Here is a 25,558-nt window from a genome sequence, read left to right as displayed (position 1 = left end):
CTACTAATCGACAATAATCATATCGAAAACAAGATTCGCCCCCTGGCCCTGGGGCGCAAGAATTACCTTTTCGCCGGCAGTCACCAAGCCGCCCAGCGAGCAGCCATGATATACAGCTTTGTAGCTTCGTGCAAGGAACAAAACATCAACCCCTACGAGTGGCTGACCGATACGCTGAACCGCATCGCGGAGACGAAAATGTCGGAACTACCGCTGCTACTACCGTCGGCGGTGTGGGAATCGCAGGGGAAGGACCTGTAATTGGTCGGACGTTTACGTTGCCAATGGAGGTTCGGAGATTAGCAAGTTATATATAAATAATGGCGACGGCGAATTTATTGAAGTAGAGGATTCTCCATTTCTAGGTATGAAGGATGGTGCGGTTGCTATAGCTGACATTGATAATGACAATGATCTTGATATACTTATAGCTGGTCAGACTGTTGCTGGTCGTAAAACCATATTATATCGAAAGGATTTATCAGGCTATGTGACGGTTGAAGATACACCTTTCGTTCATGTAAATGAATGCGATCTAGCATTTTCAGATATAGATTTAGATGGTGATATAGATTTGTTAATTGTAGGGATCAGTAATGAGAATTTTGGTACATATTTGTATCTAAATGATGGTGCCGGCAATTTCAGCGAAGTAGTTGAACATCCTTTTGTCAGTATTGATCATGGCTCTTTAGCGTTTGCTGATATTGATGGTGATACGGATGAAGACTTAGTTATGGTAGGATCATTCTCCTCGCCTTTTATGCCAGTATCTGATTTATATATAAATAATCAAGTTGTTAGCAAAATAGAAGTCGCTTCGGAAACAATAGTCCCGTTTCAGCTATATCCTAATCCTACGCGAGATGGGCGTGTAAATATCGATCATGTATTCAATACGGCCGGAGAGTGTGAAGTTTTCCTTTACGATATTGACGGCCGTTTAATTAGTCGTCAAACAGAGTTGGTAGTTGTGGGCCTGAATTATCTTAATCTACATTACCAAGGGTTAAGTAGTGGGGGATATTTCGTGCAATTGAGTGATGGAGGAGTAACAGTAACCAAAATGTTTTTTGTTCAATAGTCCGAGCAGGAAAGGACTTTTAAATTCCCTTACATTAAGAAGACATAAAACTCTAGCTGCGGACAGGGCAGCAAATATCAAGAAGAATGCTAAACAACCAATTGCTGATAAACATTTACCCCATTTTACTCCAAAGGCACAACAGGATTAGGATAATAGGCTTGTTGAAAAGGCAGCAGTATGTTTCTCCTTACGAATAGTATCTTTAAAGCGTAGTCATAGCTCAAAAATGAACACAAAAAGAAATATAAAACTAGTCGTAGAGACCATCCTAGTTTTTATCGGACTATGTTTTTGGGCAACGTATATTCATCGGCATCCATTACAGCATGATGCGTTGGCGAAAGTGTTATTTGTCTGTACTGCCCTCTTCCAAGGGTTTTGGTTTTATAGGTTCTACATCGTGGGGCATGAGGCGTCTCATAGAAAACTATTTATAGCGAGTAAGACGGCGAACGATATTGTGGGAAGTATCATTTTATTGCCATTGATGACGCCGATCACGGTTTACAGAAAGATACACCTGTTTCATCATGGCTTCAACCGCAAAGACAATCACACTTCGGCATTAGACACCTTTACCACAAAAAATCCATCCCTTTTAAAGAAGATATATTATCACGTCCTTTGGTATATCAGTGTGTTTTTTGGTGGATTGTTTATTCATTCACTGGTGTCGGTCATTTTGTTTCTTTTTATTCCACCAAGGTGGGCAAGAAAAATATCACCCGCTTTTGAGGGTTGGACTTTAAAAGACCAGTTCCAATCCATTCTGCTTTTTAGTTTGGGAGTTGGCTTGCATTTAGCGGTATACTTCTTCTTTGGTTGGGAGGTCTATTTATGGACGATGGGTTACCCGATGATCGCATTTGCCTGGATATTGTCGCTATTCGTCTACATTTTTCACTACGATACGACGGTGGGGGATCAGGTAAGGTTCAATGTCAGGTCGGTGAATCGATTGCCGTTTTTCTCTTGGGTCTTGATGAACTTTAATGAGCACGCTACTCATCATCAACATCCTAATATACCGTGGTATGAACTTCCTGAAAAGAGGACTACTTTGCCAAAAGATTTTGCCGACAAAAATCAGAATACCTGGAGCTTGTTCAGCGCTATTTTTCAACAAATAAAAGGACCGAGAATAATAGATGAATCCAAGGATTAGAAAATCAACACTTGAAGATGCCAAGCACTTTATTCGTATTAAAGAGCGCCTTCCCCTTAGTACTCAAAACGACCATACCCAACAAGGTGGTTTTTTATTGGGAACAGATATAGAAACGTACAAATTCTACATAAGTCATGGCATTTGCTTCACGGCAATCGCTTCTGGTGAAGTTGTCGGTTTTGGTATCATGTTGCCCAATGAACTGGTTAAACAAAGTGAGCTCTGGGAAAAACGAAAAACGGTCAAGTGGTCGGTAGATTTAACTAAATTAGAGCAGAGCAATATCTCGTATCTGGAACAGATGGCTTTTTTGAAGGGGAATAGGAAGCTAACGTTGCTATTAGGCTATAACTTAGTTCACGCGGCCTTTGAGAACGGCGCTGACCATATATTGACCACGACGGTTAAAAAACCTGTTACGAATGAAGCTGCTATTCCATTAATACATGCAGTAGGCGGCAGCAGAGTAGGAAACATCGATGAAGTATATCCGCAAGTGGGGGCGATAAATTCAGACATTTATCTAATGGATAAAACGACTTTTTACGAAAGCATTAAAAGCCGAATATCGTACGACTTTTTAATCGCAAATTCGATATAAGTAAAGCCTCTGAATTACTGATTGAACTGTCGGAAAAAGAAAAAGCAGCAATGGAGAGATTGAGAGAAAGTGGGGATTAATATGGCAAGTGAGCTTATCCCAATAAGCTTTAAATAAACAGATTCTAATAAGCCCTTACGTTCTATTCAGATGGAAAAAGAAATTCCTAAAATATTATTCAATAGGTATAAAAGCCTTGATATAGAGGTGATGAAACTCTCACAACTCTCCAGCAAGCTAAATGATTCAATAGGTCATAATCCATTTGCGGCACACAAAATTGAGTTCTACCTTATTCTGATTATTACCAAAGGTTTCTATTCCCATTTTGTGGATTTTAAGTCCTATGAATTAACAGAAGGAAGTGCACTTTTTATAGCCAAAAACCAGGTGCACCATTTTACCAAAGAGCTGCTGGATGCGGAAGGCTTTAGTATTGTTTTTAGCAGCTCGTTTATGGATAAATACCATTTCTTGTCCGATAATCTTAAATTGAACCGGTTATTCAATTACCATATTGAAACACCTGTAATTCATCAAAGAGAAATGGAGCAAGACAGCTTTGTTGATATAGCAAATAAGTTGTATGATGAGTATGTCTTTCCAAGTGATTTTGCTAAATCTGAGATGTTACGTACCCTGCTTCATGTTTTGTTACTCAGAGCAGAGCGATCAAAAGAAGTTCAGTCAATAGGTGGAGCCAAAACGCAGTGGTTGGAGACATTTAGTACCTTCAAGGATATGCTCGAAAGGGAGTATGTAAACACTAGGAGCTCAAGATTTTATGCTTCTGAATTGTTGATTTCTTATAAGTTTCTGAATGATATTGTAAAAAAGTTGACAGGCAAAACCGTTAAAGCTTTTATTGATGATTTTGTAATTATAGAAATCAAACGCTACCTGGTCTCCACTTCTCTGTCGGTCAAAGAAATAAGCTATAAGACAGGCTTCGAGGAACCGGCCAATATGACTAAGTTTTTTAAAAAAAATACGAATACAACGCCACTCAAATTTAGGCAGCGATTATAGTTGCTGGTTACACTTTGATCATTTTTGTCATCATTTTGATAGTGATATCGCTATAGGGCCACCATACCTTTGTAGTATTAAATCACCATGTTTTAAACATCAGAATGATGAATTATTTAAAGGGATGTTTTGGTGTATTAGCACTTTTAAGTTTGTTTTTAATTTGTTGCTCTAGTAGCAAAAGTATTCAAACAATGAAGAGCGAGCTATCAAACAAAGGGAAAGTTGTAGCGCTGTTAAATAGCTTTAATACGGGGGATCAAACACCAATTTCTTACATCAATCCCAATAAGTACATACAGCATAATTTATCCGTCGGAGACGGTTTGGAAGGTTTTGGAGAAGTGATGCAACATGCGCCACCACAAGGTTTTAAGGCGAATGTGATTCGTGCTTTTGAAGATGGCGATTACGTATTTACTCATACGGAATATGACTTTTTTGGCCCTAAAGCTGGTTTTGATGTATTTCGTTTTGAGGATGGGCAAATAGTAGAGCATTGGGATAATCTATTAGAAACGCAAAAGCCTAACCCAAGTGGAAGAACTCAATTTGATGGCGCTACCGAGGTTGCCGATTTAGATAAGACGGATGCCAACAAAGCTACGGTAAGAGCTTTCGTTGAGGATGTTCTTTTGGGGCACCAGATGGATAAACTCACAAGCTATATCAATCCAAATAAATATTTGCAGCACAACCCCGCTGTTGCTGATGGCCTTGATGGATTCGGAGCCGCAATGAAATATTTTGCAGAGAATGGTCTGGTCATGGAATATACCCAGCTTCATAAAGTATTAGGACAAGGGAATTTCGTATTGACCATGAGTGAAGGGAAGTTTGGGAAAGGAGACGCTACTGCTTTTTATGATCTATTCAGGCTGGAGAATGGGCTTATTGTAGAGCATTGGGACGTGATTGCATCAATCCCGGCAGAGTCAGACCGAAAAAATGATAACGGAAAATTCTAATTAGGAACTAAAAAGTGGAAGTGATCCCGTTTTTTCGCTTTTAGAGGATTTGGGGTCACGCTCGCGCTGATCAAAAAAATATGGAAACGTTAGAAAAAGATAGCATAGAAACCACCTTAGCTGAACTCTATAATGATGCTAAGTTCGATTATATTAAAATGATGAAGGGGGCTGCGAAAAGTCTATTGAGGCCTATAGAACCATCAGATTTTAAAGACGCCTATCTCTCTATTTCGAAAGAACAAGGAGAGGACTTGAAGCGACTTATCAAGAAAAGCAACATTAGAAACATCATTGAGTTTGGAACTTCATTCGGTATTTCTACCCTGTTTTTGGCACAAGGTGTGATGGAAACCGGAGGCAGGATTATTACGACGGAATTAATTGAATCTAAAGCTAAAAAGGCAATTGAAAACTTCAAAAAAGCAGGGGTGAATGACCTGATTGAAGTAAGGGTTGGCGATGCATTAGAGACGTTGAAAAATCATAATGATCCAATAGATTTGCTGTTGCTGGATGGTTGGAAAGATTTATACCTGCCTTTGTTTCAAATGCTTGAACCTAGTTTTCATGGAAATACCGTGATTTATGTTGATAATGCTGATATGGCAGCCAGCCAGGCGTTTTTAAGTGCGGTAGCTCAAAAATCAAGGTATGAATTACGGCCTAAATATGAGGGTAGAGTTGTCATAATTACAGTTAAAAAGCAATAATATGGATTTTATCAAAAGAAACTACGGCTGGGTGATTGTTGCGATTCTGGCCATATTGCCAATGTTTGTCATTTTTAGTATGGTGAATATTGATCTCTCCAATGGTTTGTCAATTAGCCTAGCGGAAGGTGCTGGTGAAGGAGGGAGAACGACCTTAGAAATGCTATATCACGTTTCGGGAGAGTTTGCCATTAGGTGGATGACCGCCGTATTAACTTGCACCCCGTTTTTTATTCTGTTTGGGGTTACCAATCTTTTTGTGAGGCAAGCCATGGGGATCGCTACTGCCGTATGGAGCTTCCTACACTTTGCCATATTTATTTGGGCAGAGGGGTTTTTAGAAACCTTTGCACAATTCAATTATATCGCAGGTTTTATCGCCATTTTGATATTGATTCCATTGTTTTTTACCTCCAACAGGAGGTCAATGAAATTACTGAAAACAAATTGGAAGAAGTTGCAAAGCTTTGCTTATGCGGCGATTTTTCTAAGCTTGTTACACGTAGCTATTTTAGAAAAAACCTGGATGATTTATGCGGTAATTGTAGGGGTAGGGTTTATTCTTAGAATACCGTTTATAAAAGAGAAACTGATTGCAAGGCGAAAAGGCAGAAGAACTTCAATCAATTAAAACAACAAAGATGAACAAGAAGGAAATCATTCGAAACGGAGAAGGTGAAAATTACAACTACTCCCAAGACCACTGTTTTATAAAGCTTTCGTCCAATAGAACCAATGGCGAGTTGTGCTTTGTAGAAGATACTTTAAAGCCTGGATTTTATTTAGCTCGGCATCATCATAAGATAATGACGGAAGTGTTTTACGTACTAGAAGGAGAAGTAGAACTCATTTTTGACGATGAAACTATTGTTGCTAAACCGGGGGATACGATTACCGTGCCGCCCGATGTTTGGCATGCCGCCCGTTGTGAAAAAGGAGGTAAAATGCTCTCTATTTTCAAAAATGGACAGTTCGACCTTTATCTGGAAAAGTTATCTACGCTTACGGATGAAGACTTTGCAAATGAAGGTTTAATGAAATCGATATCACAGGAGTTTGACATTTATGAGTGATAGCAAGTTCTATTATATGCTCTAAATAGAGTCAATAAGTTTTTATTCTAAACCCCTCAGTACCGGGTATATCAAGAATGAGCCTCATGTTTTGGGGCTTGTTCCTGCTGCGAATGGTTTGCAACAACGTAGTCTCCCCAATTTGCAATAGCTTTTAGCAAAGGAATCAACGTTTCTCCAAGCTCAGTTAAGGAATATTCCACTTTTAGTGGTGGTTTTGAAGTGTAAACCTTCCTTTTAATAATTCCATCTTCTTCTAGTTTTTTTAACTGCAAGCTCAAAGTACGTTCTGTAACCGTGGGCATTTCCTTTCTTAGCTCATTATAGCGCAAGGTTTTATTCATCAAGTGGAACAAGATGACTGTTTTCCATTTTCCGCCAATTACACCCATCGTTAAACTAGCACAACAGGGGTATTCTTTTCCATTAAATGTATGCATCTGTCAAGTTTTTTAAACTATCCTTTTTGACCGTTATTGCAAAGATAGATTACTATACTTAGTTTTGCAACTATAAATAGTATAGTTTGATTTAAAAACAAGTAATGAACTTAAAAGAAGCATTGAACTGGAGATACTCCACCAAAGATTTTGATCCGAATAAAAAATTGTCAGCTGATGACCTTGATAAGGTTAAGGCACTACTCCGGATGAGTCCTTCAAGTACTAACCTTCAACCATGGCATTTTATCATTGCAGATACAAAGGAAGGAAAGGCAAGAATAGCAAAAGGTACGCAAGGCTTTTTTCAATTTAATGAGCCTAAGGTATTGAACGCTTCACATGTTGTTCTTTTCTGTTCCAGAGTAACTGTTGACGAAGATTACATGGAGCATTTGCTAGAGGTAGAGGACAAAGACGGCAGATATCCAAACGATGAGGTAAAACAAATGATGAATGGAGGCAGAAATGCTTTCGCCGATATTCATAAGTACGATTTGAAGGATTTGCCGCATTGGATGGAAAAACAAGTATATCTGAATATCGGTAATTTTTTATTGGGCATAGCTACATTGGGAATTGATGCCTTACCGATGGAAGGAATAGACGTTAAAGCTTTAGATGAGGAATTTGGGCTTAGAGAGAAAGGGTTTACTGCGGTTGCAGCGGTTGCTGTTGGTTACAGAACAGAAAGTGATTTCAATAGTACCGATAAAACACCCAAATCAAGGTTACCAGAAGAAGAAGTTTTTACCATAATTTAGTCACCAATAAAATTGGTAACTACCTAGGGAGGCGTGAAAAAATAGATTGCCATTCTTTGGAAACACAAATCCACTGATAAGTGACTGAAAACCTGGAAGTAACGTTCAGTGAATTTGTGTTTCTTAAGACAAAGAATGGCCTTTTATTTTAGCCCAATTACTAGGTAGTTACAGACCAAAAAAAAATTTGATGAAATCGTTTGGTCGAAAAATGTAACCTGGACTTTAGTCCGGGCGTAAAGGCTTGTATTCACCACTCGGACTAAAGTCCAAGCTACACCTCAACAGATAGTACCAAACGATTTAATTTAGCTCCCCAAAAAAATGATAAAAGCAAAAATATTTTTCACACTATTAATTGCAAGCTCAATGACAGCTTGCTCTGAACCCCAAGAAGCGGCTAAGTCAGAAAGTATTCAAACCGAAACTCAGGTAGAATCAACCAACGAAGTTGTATTAGCAGCCGATATAGAATGGGAAAAGCTAAACCCAGCACGTGGTGATCAAAGCCCCCCAAGCAGGAACAATCTGGGGTGATAGAAAAGGAACTGTAGCAACGGGATTCTTAGCGAAATTTGTTGATGGGTTCTCATCACCACCGCACATTCATAATGTCACTTATAGGGCATTTGTCATTAAAGGTATGATCCATAATGATGACCCAGCGGCCGAAAAAATGTGGATGCCAGCAGGCTCATTCTGGACACAACCAGCAGGGGAGTCACACATTACTGCCGCAAAAGGAGAGGAGAACATTGCTTATGTAGAAATAAGCAGCGGACCTTACCTTGTTAAACCAATAGAAGAAGCTTCTGACAATGGCGAAAGGCCGATTAATGTGGATGAATCGAATATCGTTTGGTTAGATGCTTCGACGGTTTCATGGAACAAAAGTGATGCTAAAATCGCTTTTCTTTGGGAGGATGAAAGCGAAGGTTTAAGCGGAAAACTACTTCAGCTCCCAGCCGACTTTAAAGGCGAAATTCATACCAAAAACGGAGCATTCCGAGCTGTTGTTATCCAAGGAGAACCCGCCTATAAAATAAGTAAAGAGGCAGCGGCGCAAAGTCTAGCGCCAGGAAGTTCATTTAGTTCAGAAGGGGCGTCTATTCATAGAATCTCCTCAAGTACAGAAGAAAGCACTATTTACGTTCGTACGGATGGCGAATTTGATATTGTTGCAGAAGAATAATTAGGTAAAAGAAGGCGAGATTAGAAATTGTGCAGGCGATGGAAAATGCGCTTATACCAGCAGAAAAGAATTGGGCTATGCCTACACTCAAATGCTGTTGGGCGAAAAGCACAATAGCCAAATTTACAAATTCAACTCCCTCATACTCTCCGCTTTGTTGCGTTCCAGGAAATCATCGATGGTTTCGAAATGCTCGATGACGCGCTTGTCTTTAAACTCGAATACTTTATGCGCGAGTCCTTTTAAGAAATCACGGTCGTGAGAAACGAGGATTAAGGTGCCTTCGTAATCAAGTAGCGCTTCTTTCAAAACGTCTTTGGAACGAAGATCCAAGTGGTTAGTCGGCTCATCCAGAATGAGGAGATTGACGGGCTCTAGCAGCAGCTTGACCATCGCCAACCTGGTTTTTTCTCCGCCAGAGAGGACCGATACTTTTTTGTCAATATCATCGCCGTGAAACATGAATCCGCCAAGGATGCCCTTTAGCTTGGTGCGAATGTCGCCCTTGGCGACTTCATCGACGGTTTCGAATACGGTCGCTTTTTCATCCAACAGCGAAGCCTGGTTTTGGGCGAAATAGCCGATCTCTATGTTGTGACCAATTTTGCAGGTCCCTTCCACGTCGATCTCTTCCATGATGGCTTTGATCATTGTTGATTTTCCTTCGCCGTTCCGTCCTACAAATGCTACTTTCTCGCCGCGCGAAATCGTCAAATTGGCATCCTTAAATACCGCGTAATCGCCATAAGACTTGGAGAGATCTTTTACGATCAAAGGGTAGTCGCCCGACCTTGGTGCTGGAGGAAACCTCAATTTCAACGAAGAAGTATCAACGTCATCTACTTCGATGATTTCCAGTTTTTCCAGCATTTTTTCTACAGAAGATACTTGGTTTGTCTTGGAGTAGGTTCCCTTAAATCTTTCCACAAAGCGTTCTTGCTCTGCGATCCATTTCTGCTGCTCTTTGAAAGCTTTGAGCTGACTCTCCCGCCGATCTTCCCGCAAGACTAAATAGTGGGAGTAGTTGGCTTTGTAATCGTAGATTTTTCCAAGCGTTAACTCAATAGTGCGATTGGTAATATTGTCAATAAAAGCTTTGTCGTGAGAGATGACCACTACGGCATTGGCTTTATTTACCAAAAAATCTTCCAGCCAAACAACCGATTCGATATCAATGTGGTTGGTAGGCTCATCCAGCAGGATTACATCAGGCTTTTGTAAAAGAATTTTAGCCAATTCGATACGCATCCGCCAACCGCCGGAAAACTCACTGGTGGGGCGATTGAGGTCTTCTCTTTTGAAGCCCAAGCCGAGCAAGGCTTTTTCTACCTCCGCAGCATGATTGACTTCCTCCAGGTTGTAAAAAAGCTCTCCCACGTCGGTGGCCTTCGCAATAAGCTCCATGTAGCTGTCGGATTCGTAATCCGTGCGTTCCCCCATCTCCTGGTTCAGTTGTTCCAACTGCTCTTTGAGGGAAAAGTATTCATGGTAGGCCTTGGCAGCTTCTTCTGCAACGGTGCAATCATCTTCTGTCAGCAGGTGCTGAGGCAAATAAGCGATGGTCGTCCGCTCCGCCTTGTTGATGTTTCCCTTATTGGCCTTTTGAACCCCCGCGATGATCTTCATCAGGGTAGATTTCCCAGCACCATTTTTGCCCATCAACGCGATCTTGTCATTTTCGTTGATGACAAAAGAAATATTATCAAAAAGTGCCCGATCAGAAAAGGCTACCGTGAGGCCGTCTATTGAAACCATAGGAGGGGTTGTAAATTTTGTGCAAAAGTAGGAATTGTTGACAAAAGGAGGAATAAAATGTGATTTGCTACCAACTTAAGCGTCGTATTATATCATATAAGAAAACATGGGCCAAGGGCATACAAGAGCACGGGAGGAGAGATGGTGTCTTGAATAGGTTATATTTACTATATTATTTTAAAGTGCATTACTAAACAAAAAATTATGAAGCAATTTACATTACTTCTGCTGCTATTCGCCTTTTCGGTGGTGAACGCTCAATCTTTACCCTTTGATTTCGAGGCCGACATCGTCACTGCGGATTTTGTCGATTTTGATGGAGGGACAGCAACTGTACTTCCAAACCCCCAGATGAATGGTATCAATACCAGTGCGACGGTTGCACAAATTATCCGCGATGGTGGTGCTGTTTTTGCGGGTAGTAAAATACAATTAGCAGCAAATCTGGATTTCACGACCTTGAATACCCTTTCTATGAAAGTGTTTACCACGGCTCCTGTTGGCACCACGGTTAAGTTCAAATTAGAAGGAGTCGGTGCTACCGAGCGAGACGTCCAAACCACTGTTTCAAATGAGTGGGAAACCCTGGTCTGGGATTTTACGGGCACTCCCGCTAATTTTGATTTTCTCGTATTTATGTTTGACTTTGGCAATGTCGGAGATGGCTCTGCTACTTCTACCTTCCTTTTCGATGATGTAGAACAAATATTCGGCGGCGCTCAGCTTGATTTGCCGGTGACATTTGAAGACCCGAATGTTAATTACACCGTGATCCCTTTTGAAGGTAATCAGTCGTTCTTGGCAACTGATCCTACCGATCCTGATAATACCGTTGTAGAAGTCCTAAAAGACAATATGGCGGGATCTTCGGCGGGAACAACCATTGGTACGGCGGCAGGATTCGCCACCAATATTCCGCTGACACTGATAGACTCAAAAATGACGGTGAGGGTATGGTCGCCTGATGCGGGCATTCCTGTACGATTGAAAGTGGAAGACTCCAATGATCCTACCCATACCTGCGAAACCGAAACCAATACCACCATCGCAGGACAGTGGGAAACCTTAGAGTTTGATTTTGCCAATGAAGCTCCCGGAACAGAAACGTTAAGCGTTGGTTTAGGTAATGGCTGGGTTTATAACAAGGCCTCTATTTTCTTCAATTTTGGCACGACAGGTGCCGCTGCCGGAGAAAAAACCTACTATTTTGATGATGTTGAGTTTGACGGCGACATCTCGGGAACGTCTGATTATAGCTTGGAAGGGCTAAGTGTATTTCCCAATCCTTCCAATGCTCAGTGGACCATTAATACTGAAAACGACAACATTACTTCCGTAGAAATCTTTGACGTCCAAGGCAAGCTATTGTTTGTGCTACGTCCTGATAGCAATACGGTGACCATTGATGCAACCAAATTGGCCAAAGGCGTTTATGTGGCAAGAATCGCTACGAATTCAGGGGCAGGTGTTGTCCAGCTTTTGAAAAACTAAGTATTTTTTTTACAGACCTTCTCTGACAATTTTTGTTCTCGCTCGAAGGACTTGATTACAAAAATTGTCAGGGCTTTAAGAAAATATCAATTTCATGAAGACCTCCAACTTAATGATTACGGGAACAGGAAGTTACATCCCAAATCACATTGTTACCAACCAGGATTTTGCCACCAATAAGTTTTTTGACGAAAGAGGGACCGCTTTTGAAGCATCGCATTCTGAGATCGCAGAAAAATTCAAAGCAATCACCGGGATTGAAGAACGCCGCTATGTGGAAGACAACCTGGTAGCTTCGGATATCGGAGCCTTGGCCGCACGCTTGGCGATTGAAGACGCGGGAATAGACCCAGAAACCTTAGACCAGATTATCGTCGCACACAACTTCGGCGATGTAAAAGCAAATACTATTCAAACGGATGTATTACCTAGTCTTGCTTCGCGGGTCAAGCATGCTTTAGGGATAAAAAATCCCGCTTGTGTGGCCTCCGATGTGTTGTTTGGTTGCCCTGGCTGGATACAGGGCGTCATTCAGGCCGCAGCTTTTATGAGAGCTGGAATGGCCAAAAAATGCCTGGTGGTGGCTACCGAAACCCTCTCTCGCGTGGTGGATAAACACGATCGCGACTCCATGATCTTCGCGGATGGTGCCGGCGCTTGCGTACTTGAACTCGTAGATGGAGAAAAACAAGAAGGCATCATCGGAATGGAAATGGGAACCTGGGCCGTAGACGAAGTCAATTACTTGTTTATGGGAGCAGGCAATACGGAGGACGCAGACCCCAGTGTGCGGTATATCAAGATGCATGGCCGCAAAATTTACGAATTTGCCCTCACCAAGGTACCCCAGGCGATGAAATCTTGCCTTGATAAAGCGGGGGTAGGTATTCATGATGTCAGTAAAATTCTAATTCATCAGGCCAATGAAAAAATGGATCGCGAAATAATAAAGCGCCTCTTTCGCCTCTACCGCGAGCGTGAAATTCCGGAAGGCATCATGCCCATGAGTATTCACAAGTTGGGCAACAGTTCCGTTTCCACAGTCCCCACGCTGCTCGATCAAATCCGCCGTGGTACCAGTGAGGAAAAACACGAATTGAACAAAGGCGACCTTATTTTGCTCGCTTCCGTAGGGGCTGGCATGAATATCAATGCTATTGCTTACAGGTATTAGGCAAGCAGGTTGTTGTTTTAGGGGCCATGCCATCTCCCGTCCCGACTAGAAAAGTCGGCACGGGATCGGCACCGGGCTGTCGGTCGCTATCGCTCCGGCCCATCCCATTGTCCTTGGTCGCTCCGCGCCCCGAGCTTCAGGCCCTGCCTTGCGCGCGGATTTTTGCGCCAATCGTACCAGTGCGATCTACGGTTGGCGCGCATTTACGTGTTTTGACTGTAGGCTCGTCGTAGTCCCTAGACTACGATGCCCTGTCTTGCTGGTCCCCCGACCAGCGTAAAAATGTGTTAATGCTGATTGCTGGTCAGGGGACCAGCGGGATACATTTATTACCCGCTTGGTTACCTTTTTCGCCGTAATGCAATAAAAACCTGTATACCCTATCTTTGCACCCCAATTAATTTCTACCCTATGTTTAGGTTTTTATACGCTATCGTTTGTACGCTTATTTTTTCACTGCTATTGCCTGCACAGCAGTTGGCTCCCATTGTCGATCTCTTTGAGCCAGTCGGAGATACCCAATACACCATTGCGTCAGATGTCGATAATGACGGAGACATGGATGTTATCTGTGGTACGGATCAACGCCTTTTTTGGTTGGAGCAACGAGAAGACGGCAGCTTCTCCAAGCAGCATGTTATTGCTACTTCGGGCATAGACTACCGCTCCCTTACGGTCGGCGATGTAGATAACGACGGCGATGAAGACTTGATTTATACCGCCAATGCTGCCGGCCTGGGCATTCACCTCAATCTGGGTGATGGAGAGATGGGGCCGGCTACTGTATTGTATAGTCCTGGTGCCACAGTCATCGATAACTACTTGGCCGATTTTAATGCCGATGGCGACCTCGATATAGTGGTTTCCACGACGGACGAAGTACGCTGGTTGCGCGGTAATGGCAATGGAAGCTTTGGCACTCCTCGCCTGGTATCCTCTGCGCACGCCACCACAACTTCCGTCCATGCAGAAGACCTCGACGATGATGGTGATCTGGATATTATCGTGACTGCACTATTTAGCGACCGCCTGGCTTGGCACGAAAATTTGGGCAACGAAATCTTCTCCGCTTATCGCGAAATCGAAACGATTCATGATGGGCCCCAGAGCGTCACTACCGCCGACCTGGATGGCGACAACTTGCCAGATATTATTTGCGCCAACAACCAGGAAGACGAAGAAACGGGGGCCGGCTTGGTCTGGTACCGTAATCTGGGCGCTGGTAATTTCGAGCTGGTAGATACTTTGATGAGCTTTGGCCGGCATGCCTACGTGCATGCTGTTGATATGGACTTGGATGGAGATATGGACCTTGTGTCTTGTCACGGCCTCGATGAGATGGACTGGGTAGCCAATGATGGCGATGGCAATTTTGGCGATCCTATTGAACTGGAACGCTTCGCGGCCTATCTCCGCGCGGTAGATACCCCCGACTTGAATAACGACGGTTTTCCTGATATCCTTTATGTAGTTAGTAGCACGAGTCCTACGAAGCAGAATGTACTCTGGCGACCCTCTACAGGAGGTGGGCAGCATGCTCCACCGGCTTTGATTACGATGGGAGCTTACAATATGAGTGCTCCGGAGGTAGCTGATATTGATCAGGATGGCTTGCTAGACGTAGTAGTGGGCTCCGATGGTTCGGATGCACTCGTTTGGCTCAGAAATGAAGGGGCGCAGTTTTCGCAGCCGCGCCTCCTCGCACGCAGGCACAATTACAGACCATCAAGTATTGCCGTAGTTGACATCAATAACGATGGTTTTCCTGATATCCTTGGCGGTAATGTGATAGGTGATAATAGTAGCTATGCAGATTTTTGCTTTTACCTACAGGATAGTGATGGAAACTTTACGGCTACTCCTTTTTTTGCCACTTGGTTCTATAACCAACGTGAGCTAGAGCTGGTAGACATGGATAAAGACGGTGATCTGGATATGCTGTGGGCAAATTCCGGTACGGGCTCTAATCCTAACGCTTCCGTAGGCTGGGTACGTAACGATGATGGTGTTTTTTTAGAACAAACTATACTCCTCTCTGAGCAAACGGCGATATTGGATATCCTGGTCACCGATTTCGATGAGGACGACCAAATAGAGATCATTGTTTGCAAGCGAGGCGACGCCAGTTTGGTGTGGATGGAACACACCAGTAATGGCAATTTTACGGCATTACAAGAAATTACCAGTAGTTTCCTCTCAGGCATGCATGCACAAGCCGTAGATATGAATGGCGATGGAATGCTTGATTTGGTGGCCTCTAACGAAGGAGCTTTTGGCGGAGTTAACGAGATTGCGTGGTTTCCGAACTTAGGAAACAATCAATTCGGTACCCAGCAGGATATTTACGAAGGTCAGCCTCCGCTAGAGAAATTTGCCATTGAGGATTTTGACCTCGATGGCCGAAAAGACATTATTGCTTCCACTTATAGCGATTACCCGATGCAAATCATGCGGGGATTGGAAGACGGCACCTTCGCCGATCCTGCTCCTATCGAAGGTACCCCGAATAAGGTCCGACATTTTGAGCTGGTAGATATGGAAAACGACGGTGATTGGGACATTGTAGGAAGCAACGCCGACTCGCCGTTTTCCAGCACCAACCGTCTATTTGTTGCCTATAATCTGGCCAATGACGTGAGCATCTCCGGTACGGTATTCTACGACCTGGACGCCAATGGAGAGCAAAACGAAGACGAACTAGGTATTGGCCGTATTCCCATCACGGTAGTACCCGAAGCACTAGCCGTTTTTGCCAATAACGAAGGGCAATTCAATATTTATGGCCCTGCTGACACTTATACGATTAGTCCACAGCTCGATGATTGCTGGACTTTATCTACCACTCCAGAAGCCTACGAGATAACCTTTGATGGTGTCACCAATATCGACAGCCTCCGTTTTGGCGTAAGCCCGAATACCCAGGTGGCGGACGCGGCAGTGACGATGGCTTCTGCGCCTACACGCTGTGGTTTTACCGTACCTTTTTGGCTTAACTACCGCAATGACGGCTGTTGGGCCTTCGACGGTCAGGTATACTTGGTGTTGAGTGATTTAGCGACTTTTGTGTCGGCCTCACCCGAGCCGAGTAGTATGGTTGGTGACACCCTTTTCTGGGACTTCAGCCAGCTGTATCCAGGAGCGAGCCGTTCGGTAGAAATGATGATGACCATTGCGGGTGTAGAGTTTATTGGGTCAACCCTGGTCATGGATGCTGGCGTGATTCCTTATGATGAAGTAGGCCAGCCTTTAACGGCAGAAACCTTCGACTTTTTCTCGATCATCAACTGTGCTTACGACCCCAACGATAAGCAAGTTTATCCCAATCGTTCAGAACAGCTACCCTTTACCGAGAACTACACCCTGTTTGATGAAAAGCTGATGTACACCCTGCGTTTCCAGAATACAGGTACCGATACGGCTTTCAATATTGTCCTACGCGACCAGCTTTCAGAAGACCTTGACTGGGCAACCTTTACCCCTGGCAGCAGCAGTCACCCTTACGAAGCAACGTTGCATGATGATGGTCTTTTAGAGTTCCATTTTAGAGATATTCTGTTGCCTGATAGCACGATCAATGAGCCGGGGAGTCATGGTTTCGTACAGTTTGAGATTTCCGCCCTCCCCGGCTTGTTGGAAGGCACGGTCATTGAAAATACAGCTGGCATCTACTTCGATTTTAACCCACCTATTATTACCAATACAATTGGGAATATTATGGTAGAAACGCTGCCCAATTTCACCCCCGCAGCGGCTTTTAGCCACAACACAACAGCGCTGGAAGCTACCTTTACGGATGCCTCTAGCAACAACCCCGAAAGCTGGCTTTGGGACTTTGGCGATGGCAATACCAGCACCGAGCAAAACCCAATGCACACTTATTTGGCGGAAGGCAATTACACCGTTTGCCTAACGGCCACCAACGACTGGGGGAGTAATCAGTATTGCGAAGAGGTGACCATTAGCCTCACGTCAACTACTGATATAGCAGGAGCTACGCCGATACAGTTGTACCCCAATCCGGCCACTTCCACCGTCTGGATAGACTGTGGTAATCTGTCTTTGCCCCAGCAGTTGGTGCTCTATACTACGGCGGGTAAGCCGTTGCAAAGCATCACCCTCCGGGAACGCACGGTAGCCTGGGACATCAGCGCCTTGCCTGCTGGCAGTTACTTGATACGCACGGAAGATGGCAAGGTATTGCCGGTGGTGGTGAAGTGATGAGGAGTGAGGTTTGGTAGCAGTACTTTGTGTGTATACGATATCGCTTTTTTAGCTAGTATTGATATGTAGTTTTTCGACCAAAAAACTTTTTTGGTCGAAAAACTTGCACTCTATGTAGTGACCGCCTATCTTTGCTTCGCATTAACACTCAAGATATACCCTAAAGTCGAAATAGTATGGTCAATGAAGAGCAAGTAAAGTCTGAAATAATTGAAACTGCACGAGGCTTGATTCAGCAATTTGGTATTCAAAAAGTAACGATGCAGGATATTGCCAAAGCAGCTAATAAAGGGAAAAGTACCTTGTATTACTACTTCAAGAATAAAGAAGAAATACTTGATGCAGTGGTTGAGGAAGAGATGAAAGAGTTTTTTCAGAGATGTAAAAATGCGGTAGATCAGGAGCATGAATTTAATGCCAAGTTGAAGGTGTACATAACGACTAAAATAGATATCCTAGAGGAGAAACAAGCAAAGTATCAGTTTCTCATTGAGAATGATTTGCATCACTTTGGCTTCAGTAATTATTTTAAAAGGGTACGATTTTTATTTGATGATTCAGAGGTTTTACTCATTAAATCAATCTTACACAGAGGGGTGGAATCAGGGAGCATAAGTGGCAATAGTATTGCTGGAGATAAAGAGCAATTGACTGCTGAGATTTTCCTTACGGCAATAAGAGGATTAGAAATGGAGGTTTTTATACAGAAGAAAATCAAAAATATGGAGGTGAAAACCGATTTAATGATCAACATTTTACTAAACGGTCTGAGATGACCTTTTTTTTGACCAAAATTCGACCAAAAAACTAAATTGGACGATAAATCTAAATAATACAATGAAATTCCAATACTTCATCCCGCTTATTTTATTGCTCAGTACAGGCTGCAAGCAAGAGCATGATCGGTCAGCTGAACCTGTAAATAGGGTAAGACAAAATGTAGAAGTAGAAAAGGCCACACTGTATGCTGGCCTCAGTTCTTTACAGTACAGTGGTTTAGTTGAAGCTAAACAAAATACCCCCTTGAGTTTCAAGTCACCAGGAACAGTGGTGGAGATACTGGTTGAAGAAGGGCAGCAGGTTAAAAAAGGGCAGTTGTTGGCTAAACTTGATGCCTCCAATTCCCAAAACTCGTATGAGCTGGCCCAGCATCAGCAGGCACAGGCACAAGATGCGTATGACCGTATGAAGCCCATGTATGAGAATGGGACACTGCCTGCAATAAGGTGGGTAGAGGTAGAAACAGGTCTCGCTCAAGCTAAAACGGCCGCGAAGATGGCTCAGAGAAGGATAGAAGACTCGGCCTTGTATGCGCCAAAATCCGGAGTGATTGGCAATAAAAGCATTGAGCCTGGAATGAATGTACTCCCCAGTGCAATGGCATTTGAATTATTGGATATNAATACGGTATATGTCAACATTCCCGTACCCGAAAATGAGGTTGGGAAACTTCAGAATGGGCAATCGGCAACCATCGAGATAGCTGCTCTAGGCGAAACGAGGGTAGGGGCGATTCAGCGCATTGGTGTGGTAGCAAACCCGGTTTCTCATACCTATCCCGTGAAAATAGCGGTGTCAAATGAAGGCTGGAAATTAAAACCAGGCATGGTTTGCAATGTACGTATTGCCAGCACCAAAAATATTGAAGGTGTAGCCATTTCTAACAAAGCACTACAGCGAAATGCTAGGGGGCAACAGTTTGTATATGTGCTCCATGATAGTACGGTAATGACGCAGCTAGTTGAAACCATTGATTTGGTAGGAAACCAGGTCATTGTAAACAACTTACCAGAAGGAGAGCTAGTCGTCACCAGCGGTCAACACAAATTAACAACAGGCTCTGTCGTAAACATTGTAAACCCAGTCAAGTAACATGAAAAAAGAGAATTCCAATATCATCGAGTTGGCTATGAAGCATAAGCAAATAGCCATTATCCTCACAGGAGTACTGTTTGTCTTTGGCTTGTATGCGCTAATGGCAATGCCAAGAAATGAGTTTCCTGAATTTACGATTCGTCAGGGGTTGGTTATAGGGGTTTACCCAGGTGCGACCTCCACGCAGGTGGAAGAGCAGTTGACCCAAAAGGTAGAAGAGTTTTTATATTCCTACAAGGAAGTGAAACGAGAGAAAACCTACTCTATCTCCAAGGAAGGTATGCTGATTGTTTTTGTAGAGGTAAACGACAATGTAAAAGACCCTGACGCCTTCTGGGATAAAATCAAATTTGGACTTAATCAATTAAAATCTCAGCTACCCTCGCAGGTATTGGCATTAGTGGCCAATAATGACTTTGGGGACACGGCTGCGATGTTATTGACGATTGAATCAAAGAGTAAGAATAAGAAAGAGCTTGAAAAAAACCTGAAAACCATTGAAACTGAACTGCGAAAAATACCGACCGTATCCAAGGTAAAGCACTATGGTTTACAAAACGAGCAGATCACCATCAATTTTGACCAAAACAAGCTGGCTCGCTATGGCGTCAATATGACGACTGTTTTGGCAACTATGCAATTGGAGAGTGGGGTGTATTATTCAGGTGAAGTTGATAATGGGGAGTTGATCACTCCTATACATATCCCCACCAGTTTTCAGTCTGAAAATGAGATTAAAAACCAAATTGTCTATTCCGATCCTGCAGGCAATTTGATTCGGTTGAAGGATGTTGCAGAAGTAAAAAGAGAATTTGAAGAGCCTGATTCTTATATTAAGAATAATGGTGCCTCTTGTTTATTGATTTCTCTTGAGATGCAGACGGGCAACAACATTGTGCAGTTTGGAAAAGACATCGATGAGAGCTTAGAGAAAATAGCGACACAAATTCCTGCGGATATTGAGGTCCACAAAATAGCCGATATGCCTGAAGCGGTGGATCATGCTATTCAGCACTTTTTGAAAGAGTTTTTCATCGCTATTGCTGCTGTGATCGTAGTTATTATGCTTTTTCTCCCATTTAGGGTTGCTGTCGTTTCTGGTATTACCATACCAATATCCATTTTCATCTCGATAGGGCTACTCTTTCTACTAGGCGTAGAGCTGCATACTGTTTCACTAGCAGGCTTAATTGTCGTTTTAGGAATGGTAGTAGATAATGCGATCGTGGTTATTGACAACTACGTAGAAAAATTGGACGATGGCCTTGATCGATGGCAAGCTGCCATTTTGAGTGCTAAAGAGCTTTTTGTTCCTGTATTTGCCGCGACCTTGTGTATTGCAGCTACCTATGTTCCAATGCCGATATTCCTTTCTGGGCAAACGGGCGATTTTGTAGGGTCACTTCCTGTGACTATTGGTTTGGCGCTAGGTATATCGTTATTGGTGGCAGTGTTGCTTGTTCCCTATTTGAACTTTTTCTTCATAAAAGAAGGAATTCATAAAGGGCCTGAAGAGGAGCCGAAATTTTCCCCCTTAAATTTATTGCAGGCTGCTTATGACAGGACCATAGAATGGGCCTTCAAAATGCCTTGGTTGACCGTTTTTTCAGGCATAGCATCGGTGGCATTGGGAGCTTATATCCTGAGTTTTGTTCCACGGCAACTGTTTCCTAAAGTCGAGCGAAACCAATTTGCCGTTGAGATTTACCTGCCCGAAGGCAGTACTTTAGACCAAACCGCTTTTGTTGCAGACAGCCTTACCGCAATGCTGTTGGGTGATAAAGAACGAGTGAAAAATGTTGCTACTTTCATTGGCGAAAGCTCACCAAGGTTTCATACAACTTATGCCCCTAATTTTCCGGCTAAAAATTATGCTCAATTGGTTGTTAATACCCAAACAGAGCTCCATGCAGTGGAATTATTGGAGGAGTATGAGCAAGAATATCGCAATTATTTCCCCAATGCTTATGTACGAATGAAGCAGCTGGATATGATGGCCAGCAAGGCACCTATTGAGGTTCGCATAGCTGGAGATGATATTCAAGCTTTGAGACTTGCTGCTCAAGAGGTGAAAAATGTGATGGAACAAAATGAGAAGGTCATTTGGGCGCGTACAGATTACGTAGAACCTCGACAAGGAATAAGAGTAAATGTAAATGACGAACAAGCTAATAGAGTAGGACTGACCAGAGGTTCCATTGCCGCATCAGTAGCATCAGGTTTTTCAGGTATTCCGGTCGGTACGGTTTGGGAAGGCGACTACCCTGTCAATGTTAAGGTGATTAACGCGCCGCAGCAGAGAGACGAATTTGGAGATCTCCAGAATCAGTTAGTGAGCTCCCCTTTTCTTTTGATGCCCATACCATTACGCCAAGTTGCTTCCTTAACGACTGATTGGACAGAGGGAGAAATCATCCGCAGAAATGGAATCAGAACGATTACGGTAAGGGCTGATGTACAGAGATCGGCTTTGCCATATCGCGTGTTAGGGGAGTTGAAACCTCAAATCAAAGCCATTTCGGACCAGTCAGCATTACATTTCGAATATGGAGGTGAAGAAGAAGGCGAAATTGAAAATTACATTCCTATTGGTAAAGCACTTGGTGTTGGCATCGTTTTGATATTTTTCATTCTCCTCTTTCAGTTCAAAACACTTCGGCATGCATTACTGATTATGACCACCATGCCGTTGAGCATTTTGGGAGCGGCTTTGGGTATTTTGATTACAGGCTATGCCTTTGGGATGACGGCTTCGTTAGGAGTTATGAGCCTGATGGGCATTGTGGTTCGCAATGGGATAATACTTGTCGATTATGCGGAAGAGTTACGACATAAGAAAGGGATGTCTGTACAACAAGCGGCAATGGCCGCTGGAAAACGACGAATGCGCCCTATTTTCCTTACCTCTTTTGCAGCAGCCATAGGCGTTGTTCCTATGATTATGAGTGGCTCGACACTGTGGGGCCCACTAGGGGCTGTGGTATGCTTTGGGCTTTTGGTTTCCATGGCCTTGACCCTTTACATATTACCTGTCCTTTATCAACAATTTTTTCAAAAAACAGAATTAGCAAAAGCATGAGAAATAGAATAATATCATCTACTTACCTTGTTGTTGCAGCCTTACTATTGGCTTTTTATCCTGCTAAAAGTCAAGTTGAAATGAGCCTGACAACAGCTATTGCGAAGGCGATGGAAAGTAGTGTGAATATAACGAATAGTGAACTTGAAGTTGAAGCGGCGAATGTAGTAAAGCAGAAAGCCGCAGCCTATTACTACCCGCAAGTAAATTTTGATGGTGTAGTCATGCATGCAATCGACCCTTTACTCGAAATTAGTAGCCCTGGTGGCAATCTGCCTGTTTATGATGGCAACCCGGCTAACCTCGCTTCTGCTACTCAATTTGCCTATACACCTCCGTCTCAAATTGGGCTGTTGCAAAAATTAGGCGTAGCTTCCTTGAGTGCTTCACAGCCTATTTACACAGGCGGAAAAATCAAGGTGGGAAATGAACTAGCAGATGTAGGAGTAGCCATACGAGAGGAACAAAAATACATGGCCGAAAATGAGATGAGGCTGACGACCGAACAACAATATTGGCAAATTGTCGCCCTTCAGGAAAAGCAAAAGACGATCGACGGATTCCGCGAACTCCTGGATCGATTGTCTGTCCAGGTTGATGATGCCTATAAAGCAGGATTGACGATACGGAACGATGTCTATAAACTGAAACTCGAGCAAAGTCAATTAGCACTTAATGAAAATAAATTGCAGAACGGCAAAGCACTGGCCTTGATGCAATTTTGTAATACTATCGGAGAAGATTTCGATTCTACCCTTTTCCTTCTTGACCATTTGGATAATTTTGAATCACCTGCTTTTTACCTACAGGTAGGTGCCGGCTATCTTTCAAATTTACCAGAAGTACGCCTTTTGGAGAAATCTGTCGAGGTGCAGGCTCTTCAGTCAAAACTGAAGAATGCAGATTATAAACCTACCGTCGCCGTCGGAGTCAATGCTTTCTTTTTAACCCAATTTGAAGAGCAAACCAGTGCTGTAAATGCCTTTGGGTTTGCATCGGTGAGTGTGCCTTTAACTCCAGTCTGGATGGGGAAACACGACTTAGAAGAACAATTAATAAAAGAAAAAATTAGTCGTAATACGCTGGAGGATACCAAACATCTCCTTGAGCTTAGAACGGCCAAGTCGTGGACTGACCTCAAGGAGGCCTACGCGGAAATACAAATCATGCAGGAGCGGATCGAACAAGCAACTGAAAATCTTCGCGTTAATCAAACTAGCTTTGATAGTGGTGTCGTAACCCTTTCTGAATTGCTGGAAGCCAAGGCTTTGCAAACCGAGGCTTTGGATAAAATGATTGAGGCAAAAACAAAGTACAAAATAACCATAGCGACTTATTTGCAGCACGTAGGGAAATAAGAAATCCTGGGAAATGAGTTATTTAGAGAAAATAGTGGCAGAGGCTTCGGATCAATTCATAGACATTGGAATCAAATCAGTTTCAATGGATGATGTTGCCCGTGCCTTAGCCATATCCAAAAAAACACTGTATCTATACGTCAAGAATAAAGAAAATTTGCTTTCATTGATTGCGAATAGCCTGTCTTCTACCTTTGATGATCAACTTTCTAGTTGCTGCAAGCAAATGGAGAATACACCCAAAGAACGATTGAAATATCTAGGGGCCTACATCCTTTTTTTTACGCAAGAAAATTATCAATTCTTAGAGCAACTTAAGAAACTCTACCCTGTGATTTGGGAAGGACTGTACTGTAGGCAAAGAATGGTTATTGAAACCATTTTAGACCCCTTGTATCATCAAATAACCAGTGACCACAGCTTGAAGGAGGAGATAGATAGCTCAACTTTACGTTACGTTTTTACAAAGGCCTGTCAGCTAAGAGGTTATGAAGGAATGAAAAAAGAGGATTGGGATTTTTATCACGATTTAACAAATGCGCTTATCGACGGATTATTTCACCAGTAAAAAGTTTGTAGCTTGCCAAGGTGTAATCTGCCAACAAGTATTTACAAACTAGACGGTACAATGATTAGAGCATTACAACAATCCGACATAAACGGCCTAAACCGCCTTCCTCCAATAGATTGGGACTTTGACTACGAAGCGTTCCTCAAAGACTTCCTGAACGAGGACTTCCTCTTCGCGTTCGTTCTTGTCAATGAAGAAAAGATAGTGGGAACAGGGAATGTTTTCCTCAAAGGCAAGATTGGCTGGCTTGCAAACATTATGGTCGACCCGAATTATCGGGGGCGGGGCTTCGGTTCTGAAATCACACAATTCCTCATTGATTTCCTCAAGGCCAAAAAGTGTGAAACGCAGTTGTTAATTGCCACTAAGCTGGGGGAAGGCATTTACGAAAAGCATGGTTTTAGAAAAATGACAGAATACCATTGTTTTGATTCCGTCGTAGACACTGATTATGACTTTCCAGCTCCAATTCGAGTCTTGGAAAAATCAGATTTAGAAAGTGTCTGTAAGCTCGATAACGCAGCCAATGGCGAAGACAGGGCACATTTGATTAATAAATACTACGGAAACGGATTTGGGTATTTCAACAATGACAACGAACTACTAGGCTTTTATCTCCCCGATTTTGTCAGAGGCTTAGTTTTAGCCCGCGATCCGCAAGCAGGCATTAAACTCCTAAAATTGAAGCACTCGAAAAAAGGAAAAAGAACAATGTTGCCCATGGAGAACCAGGAGGGAGTCAATTGGCTAGAAAAGCAAGGATTACAAAAAGGAGAAAGTTATCCAAGAATGATTTTAGGCAAAGAGAATAATTGGAACCCCGAGTATATTTACTCTTATGGGAGTGGGTTTTGTGGATGAGGAAAAAGTAATAGATAATAGAGTAGACGTCCCGGAAGCTAAGGAACAGCACGAAAATAAAAAGCGATTTTGTTTTTCATAATAGTTGAATAAGCGCTTCATTTTAAGCGTTTTAACTATTTGGAAAACTTAAAGAAA

The 25,558-nt window shown here is 42.8% G+C and carries 23 protein-coding genes and 2 pseudogenes; 23 read left to right on the top strand and 2 right to left on the bottom strand.

The features are described from left to right. The 10 genes and pseudogenes from A3EU_RS34775 to A3EU_RS0106675 form a co-directional block, all read left to right on the top strand. Nucleotides 1–261: transposase domain-containing protein (locus A3EU_RS34775; RefSeq protein WP_020535369.1), on the top strand; the 261-nt coding region annotated here is incomplete at its 5' end. A gap of 13 nt (nucleotides 262–274) precedes the next feature. Continuing rightward, nucleotides 275–724: pseudogene (locus A3EU_RS35245) on the top strand (FG-GAP-like repeat-containing protein); the annotation flags it as partial. 12 nt (nucleotides 725–736) lie between these two features. Further along, nucleotides 737–1,084, top strand: a complete 348-nt coding sequence (locus A3EU_RS35240; RefSeq protein ID WP_342670965.1) for a T9SS type A sorting domain-containing protein — start codon at nucleotides 737–739, stop codon at nucleotides 1,082–1,084. Between the two features lie 229 nt (nucleotides 1,085–1,313). Continuing rightward, on the top strand, nucleotides 1,314–2,252 hold the full coding sequence (locus A3EU_RS0106705) for a fatty acid desaturase family protein (RefSeq protein ID WP_020535367.1): 939 nt from the start codon (nucleotides 1,314–1,316) through the stop codon (nucleotides 2,250–2,252). Then, a complete protein-coding gene (locus tag A3EU_RS0106700) occupies nucleotides 2,236–2,856 on the top strand; it encodes a hypothetical protein (RefSeq protein ID WP_020535366.1) in 621 nt (206 codons plus the stop codon). The genes A3EU_RS0106705 and A3EU_RS0106700 overlap by 17 nt, the downstream gene beginning before the upstream one ends. A 150-nt stretch (nucleotides 2,857–3,006) precedes the next feature. After that, the gene (locus A3EU_RS0106695; RefSeq protein ID WP_020535365.1) at nucleotides 3,007–3,885 is read left to right on the top strand and encodes an AraC family transcriptional regulator; all 879 of its coding nucleotides are present in this window, start codon (nucleotides 3,007–3,009) and stop codon (nucleotides 3,883–3,885) included. Nucleotides 3,886–3,992: 107 nt separating this feature from the next. Continuing rightward, the gene (locus A3EU_RS0106690) at nucleotides 3,993–4,853 is read left to right on the top strand and encodes a nuclear transport factor 2 family protein (RefSeq protein ID WP_020535364.1); all 861 of its coding nucleotides are present in this window, start codon (nucleotides 3,993–3,995) and stop codon (nucleotides 4,851–4,853) included. A gap of 80 nt (nucleotides 4,854–4,933) precedes the next feature. Continuing rightward, nucleotides 4,934–5,566: an O-methyltransferase gene (locus tag A3EU_RS0106685; RefSeq protein ID WP_020535363.1), complete on the top strand. Its 633-nt coding sequence runs from the start codon at nucleotides 4,934–4,936 to the stop codon at nucleotides 5,564–5,566. Nucleotide 5,567: 1 nt separating this feature from the next. Then, entirely contained in the window at nucleotides 5,568–6,197 is a 630-nt protein-coding gene (locus A3EU_RS0106680; RefSeq protein ID WP_020535362.1) for a hypothetical protein, read from the top strand. Between the two features lie 10 nt (nucleotides 6,198–6,207). Beyond that, the gene (locus A3EU_RS0106675; RefSeq protein ID WP_020535361.1) at nucleotides 6,208–6,639 is read left to right on the top strand and encodes a cupin domain-containing protein; all 432 of its coding nucleotides are present in this window, start codon (nucleotides 6,208–6,210) and stop codon (nucleotides 6,637–6,639) included. A gap of 71 nt (nucleotides 6,640–6,710) precedes the next feature. On the opposite strand, the gene A3EU_RS29605 is transcribed toward A3EU_RS0106675, so the two are convergent. Then, nucleotides 6,711–7,079, bottom strand: a complete 369-nt coding sequence (locus tag A3EU_RS29605; RefSeq protein WP_020535360.1) for a winged helix-turn-helix transcriptional regulator — start codon at nucleotides 7,077–7,079, stop codon at nucleotides 6,711–6,713. A gap of 104 nt (nucleotides 7,080–7,183) precedes the next feature. On the opposite strand from A3EU_RS29605, the gene nfsB reads away from it, so the two are divergent. From nfsB to A3EU_RS35460, 4 genes and pseudogenes are all read left to right on the top strand, one after another. Continuing rightward, complete coding sequence (gene nfsB, locus A3EU_RS0106665) at nucleotides 7,184–7,843, top strand: oxygen-insensitive NAD(P)H nitroreductase (RefSeq protein WP_020535359.1); 660 nt, start codon at nucleotides 7,184–7,186, stop codon at nucleotides 7,841–7,843. A gap of 324 nt (nucleotides 7,844–8,167) precedes the next feature. Further along, complete coding sequence (locus A3EU_RS34770) at nucleotides 8,168–8,380, top strand: hypothetical protein (protein ID WP_211213904.1); 213 nt, start codon at nucleotides 8,168–8,170, stop codon at nucleotides 8,378–8,380. Beyond that, a complete protein-coding gene (locus tag A3EU_RS29600; RefSeq protein ID WP_211213903.1) occupies nucleotides 8,343–9,035 on the top strand; it encodes a DUF4437 domain-containing protein in 693 nt (230 codons plus the stop codon). Before A3EU_RS34770 ends, A3EU_RS29600 begins: the two co-directional genes overlap by 38 nt. Before the next feature lie 4 nt (nucleotides 9,036–9,039). Further along, a pseudogene (locus A3EU_RS35460) lies at nucleotides 9,040–9,157 on the top strand (SDR family NAD(P)-dependent oxidoreductase); the annotation flags it as partial. 1 nt (nucleotide 9,158) lies between these two features. Here A3EU_RS35460 and A3EU_RS0106655 read toward each other — a convergent pair. Next, nucleotides 9,159–10,790 carry an ABC-F family ATP-binding cassette domain-containing protein gene (locus A3EU_RS0106655; protein ID WP_020535356.1) on the bottom strand — a complete coding sequence of 544 codons (1,632 nt, stop codon included), beginning with the start codon at nucleotides 10,788–10,790 and terminating at the stop codon, nucleotides 9,159–9,161. A gap of 204 nt (nucleotides 10,791–10,994) precedes the next feature. Between A3EU_RS0106655 and A3EU_RS0106650 the strand changes: the two genes are divergently transcribed. The 9 genes from A3EU_RS0106650 to A3EU_RS0106610 all read left to right on the top strand — a co-directional run bounded on the left by A3EU_RS0106650 (nucleotide 10,995) and on the right by A3EU_RS0106610 (nucleotide 25,420). After that, nucleotides 10,995–12,281 carry a T9SS type A sorting domain-containing protein gene (locus A3EU_RS0106650; RefSeq protein ID WP_020535355.1) on the top strand — a complete coding sequence of 429 codons (1,287 nt, stop codon included), beginning with the start codon at nucleotides 10,995–10,997 and terminating at the stop codon, nucleotides 12,279–12,281. 94 nt (nucleotides 12,282–12,375) lie between these two features. Further along, nucleotides 12,376–13,455: a 3-oxoacyl-ACP synthase III family protein gene (locus A3EU_RS0106645; protein WP_020535354.1), complete on the top strand. Its 1,080-nt coding sequence runs from the start codon at nucleotides 12,376–12,378 to the stop codon at nucleotides 13,453–13,455. A 411-nt stretch (nucleotides 13,456–13,866) separates the two neighbouring features. Further along, entirely contained in the window at nucleotides 13,867–17,673 is a 3,807-nt protein-coding gene (locus A3EU_RS0106640) for an FG-GAP-like repeat-containing protein (RefSeq protein WP_020535353.1), read from the top strand. Between the two features lie 179 nt (nucleotides 17,674–17,852). Beyond that, complete coding sequence (locus tag A3EU_RS0106635; protein WP_020535352.1) at nucleotides 17,853–18,452, top strand: TetR/AcrR family transcriptional regulator; 600 nt, start codon at nucleotides 17,853–17,855, stop codon at nucleotides 18,450–18,452. A gap of 61 nt (nucleotides 18,453–18,513) precedes the next feature. Continuing rightward, nucleotides 18,514–19,548 carry an efflux RND transporter periplasmic adaptor subunit gene (locus tag A3EU_RS29595; RefSeq protein ID WP_020535351.1) on the top strand — a complete coding sequence of 345 codons (1,035 nt, stop codon included), beginning with the start codon at nucleotides 18,514–18,516 and terminating at the stop codon, nucleotides 19,546–19,548. A 1-nt stretch (nucleotide 19,549) separates the two neighbouring features. Further along, the gene (locus A3EU_RS0106625) at nucleotides 19,550–22,630 is read left to right on the top strand and encodes an efflux RND transporter permease subunit (RefSeq protein ID WP_020535350.1); all 3,081 of its coding nucleotides are present in this window, start codon (nucleotides 19,550–19,552) and stop codon (nucleotides 22,628–22,630) included. Next, nucleotides 22,627–23,988, top strand: a complete 1,362-nt coding sequence (locus tag A3EU_RS0106620; protein ID WP_020535349.1) for a TolC family protein — start codon at nucleotides 22,627–22,629, stop codon at nucleotides 23,986–23,988. The genes A3EU_RS0106625 and A3EU_RS0106620 overlap by 4 nt, the downstream gene beginning before the upstream one ends. A gap of 13 nt (nucleotides 23,989–24,001) precedes the next feature. After that, a complete protein-coding gene (locus A3EU_RS0106615; RefSeq protein WP_020535348.1) occupies nucleotides 24,002–24,556 on the top strand; it encodes a TetR/AcrR family transcriptional regulator in 555 nt (184 codons plus the stop codon). 60 nt (nucleotides 24,557–24,616) lie between these two features. Continuing rightward, nucleotides 24,617–25,420, top strand: coding sequence for a GNAT family N-acetyltransferase (locus tag A3EU_RS0106610; RefSeq protein WP_020535347.1), 804 nt, complete (start codon nucleotides 24,617–24,619; stop codon nucleotides 25,418–25,420). The last annotated feature ends 138 nt before the right edge of the window (nucleotides 25,421–25,558 follow it).

Origin of the sequence: Lewinella cohaerens DSM 23179 (genome assembly GCF_000379805.1) — a bacterium.
Lineage (GTDB): Bacteria > Bacteroidota > Bacteroidia > Chitinophagales > Saprospiraceae > Lewinella > Lewinella cohaerens.
The sequence above is the reverse complement of the archived record's forward strand: the minus strand, read 5'-3'. Positions and strand labels throughout refer to the sequence as shown.

Bases quoted from the DNA above. Each gene is read 5' to 3' on its own strand.
- A3EU_RS0106655 (WP_020535356.1), bottom strand. From the start codon at position 10,790: ATGGTTTCAATAGACGGCCTCACGGTAGCCTTTTCTGATCGGGCACTT.
- A3EU_RS0106695 (WP_020535365.1), top strand. From the start codon at position 3,007: ATGGAAAAAGAAATTCCTAAAATATTATTCAATAGGTATAAAAGCCTT.
- A3EU_RS0106635 (WP_020535352.1), top strand. From the start codon at position 17,853: ATGGTCAATGAAGAGCAAGTAAAGTCTGAAATAATTGAAACTGCACGA.
- A3EU_RS0106645 (WP_020535354.1), top strand. From the start codon at position 12,376: ATGAAGACCTCCAACTTAATGATTACGGGAACAGGAAGTTACATCCCA.
- A3EU_RS0106705 (WP_020535367.1), top strand. From the start codon at position 1,314: ATGAACACAAAAAGAAATATAAAACTAGTCGTAGAGACCATCCTAGTT.
- A3EU_RS0106640 (WP_020535353.1), top strand. From the start codon at position 13,867: ATGTTTAGGTTTTTATACGCTATCGTTTGTACGCTTATTTTTTCACTG.
- A3EU_RS0106675 (WP_020535361.1), top strand. From the start codon at position 6,208: ATGAACAAGAAGGAAATCATTCGAAACGGAGAAGGTGAAAATTACAAC.
- A3EU_RS34770 (WP_211213904.1), top strand. From the start codon at position 8,168: ATGATAAAAGCAAAAATATTTTTCACACTATTAATTGCAAGCTCAATG.
- A3EU_RS0106690 (WP_020535364.1), top strand. From the start codon at position 3,993: ATGAATTATTTAAAGGGATGTTTTGGTGTATTAGCACTTTTAAGTTTG.
- A3EU_RS0106620 (WP_020535349.1), top strand. From the start codon at position 22,627: ATGAGAAATAGAATAATATCATCTACTTACCTTGTTGTTGCAGCCTTA.
- A3EU_RS29605 (WP_020535360.1), bottom strand. From the start codon at position 7,079: ATGCATACATTTAATGGAAAAGAATACCCCTGTTGTGCTAGTTTAACG.
- A3EU_RS0106685 (WP_020535363.1), top strand. From the start codon at position 4,934: ATGGAAACGTTAGAAAAAGATAGCATAGAAACCACCTTAGCTGAACTC.
- A3EU_RS0106610 (WP_020535347.1), top strand. From the start codon at position 24,617: ATGATTAGAGCATTACAACAATCCGACATAAACGGCCTAAACCGCCTT.
- A3EU_RS0106680 (WP_020535362.1), top strand. From the start codon at position 5,568: ATGGATTTTATCAAAAGAAACTACGGCTGGGTGATTGTTGCGATTCTG.
- nfsB (WP_020535359.1), top strand. From the start codon at position 7,184: ATGAACTTAAAAGAAGCATTGAACTGGAGATACTCCACCAAAGATTTT.
- A3EU_RS0106625 (WP_020535350.1), top strand. From the start codon at position 19,550: ATGAAAAAAGAGAATTCCAATATCATCGAGTTGGCTATGAAGCATAAG.
- A3EU_RS0106700 (WP_020535366.1), top strand. From the start codon at position 2,236: ATGAATCCAAGGATTAGAAAATCAACACTTGAAGATGCCAAGCACTTT.
- A3EU_RS0106615 (WP_020535348.1), top strand. From the start codon at position 24,002: ATGAGTTATTTAGAGAAAATAGTGGCAGAGGCTTCGGATCAATTCATA.
- A3EU_RS0106650 (WP_020535355.1), top strand. From the start codon at position 10,995: ATGAAGCAATTTACATTACTTCTGCTGCTATTCGCCTTTTCGGTGGTG.
- A3EU_RS35240 (WP_342670965.1), top strand. From the start codon at position 737: ATGGTAGGATCATTCTCCTCGCCTTTTATGCCAGTATCTGATTTATAT.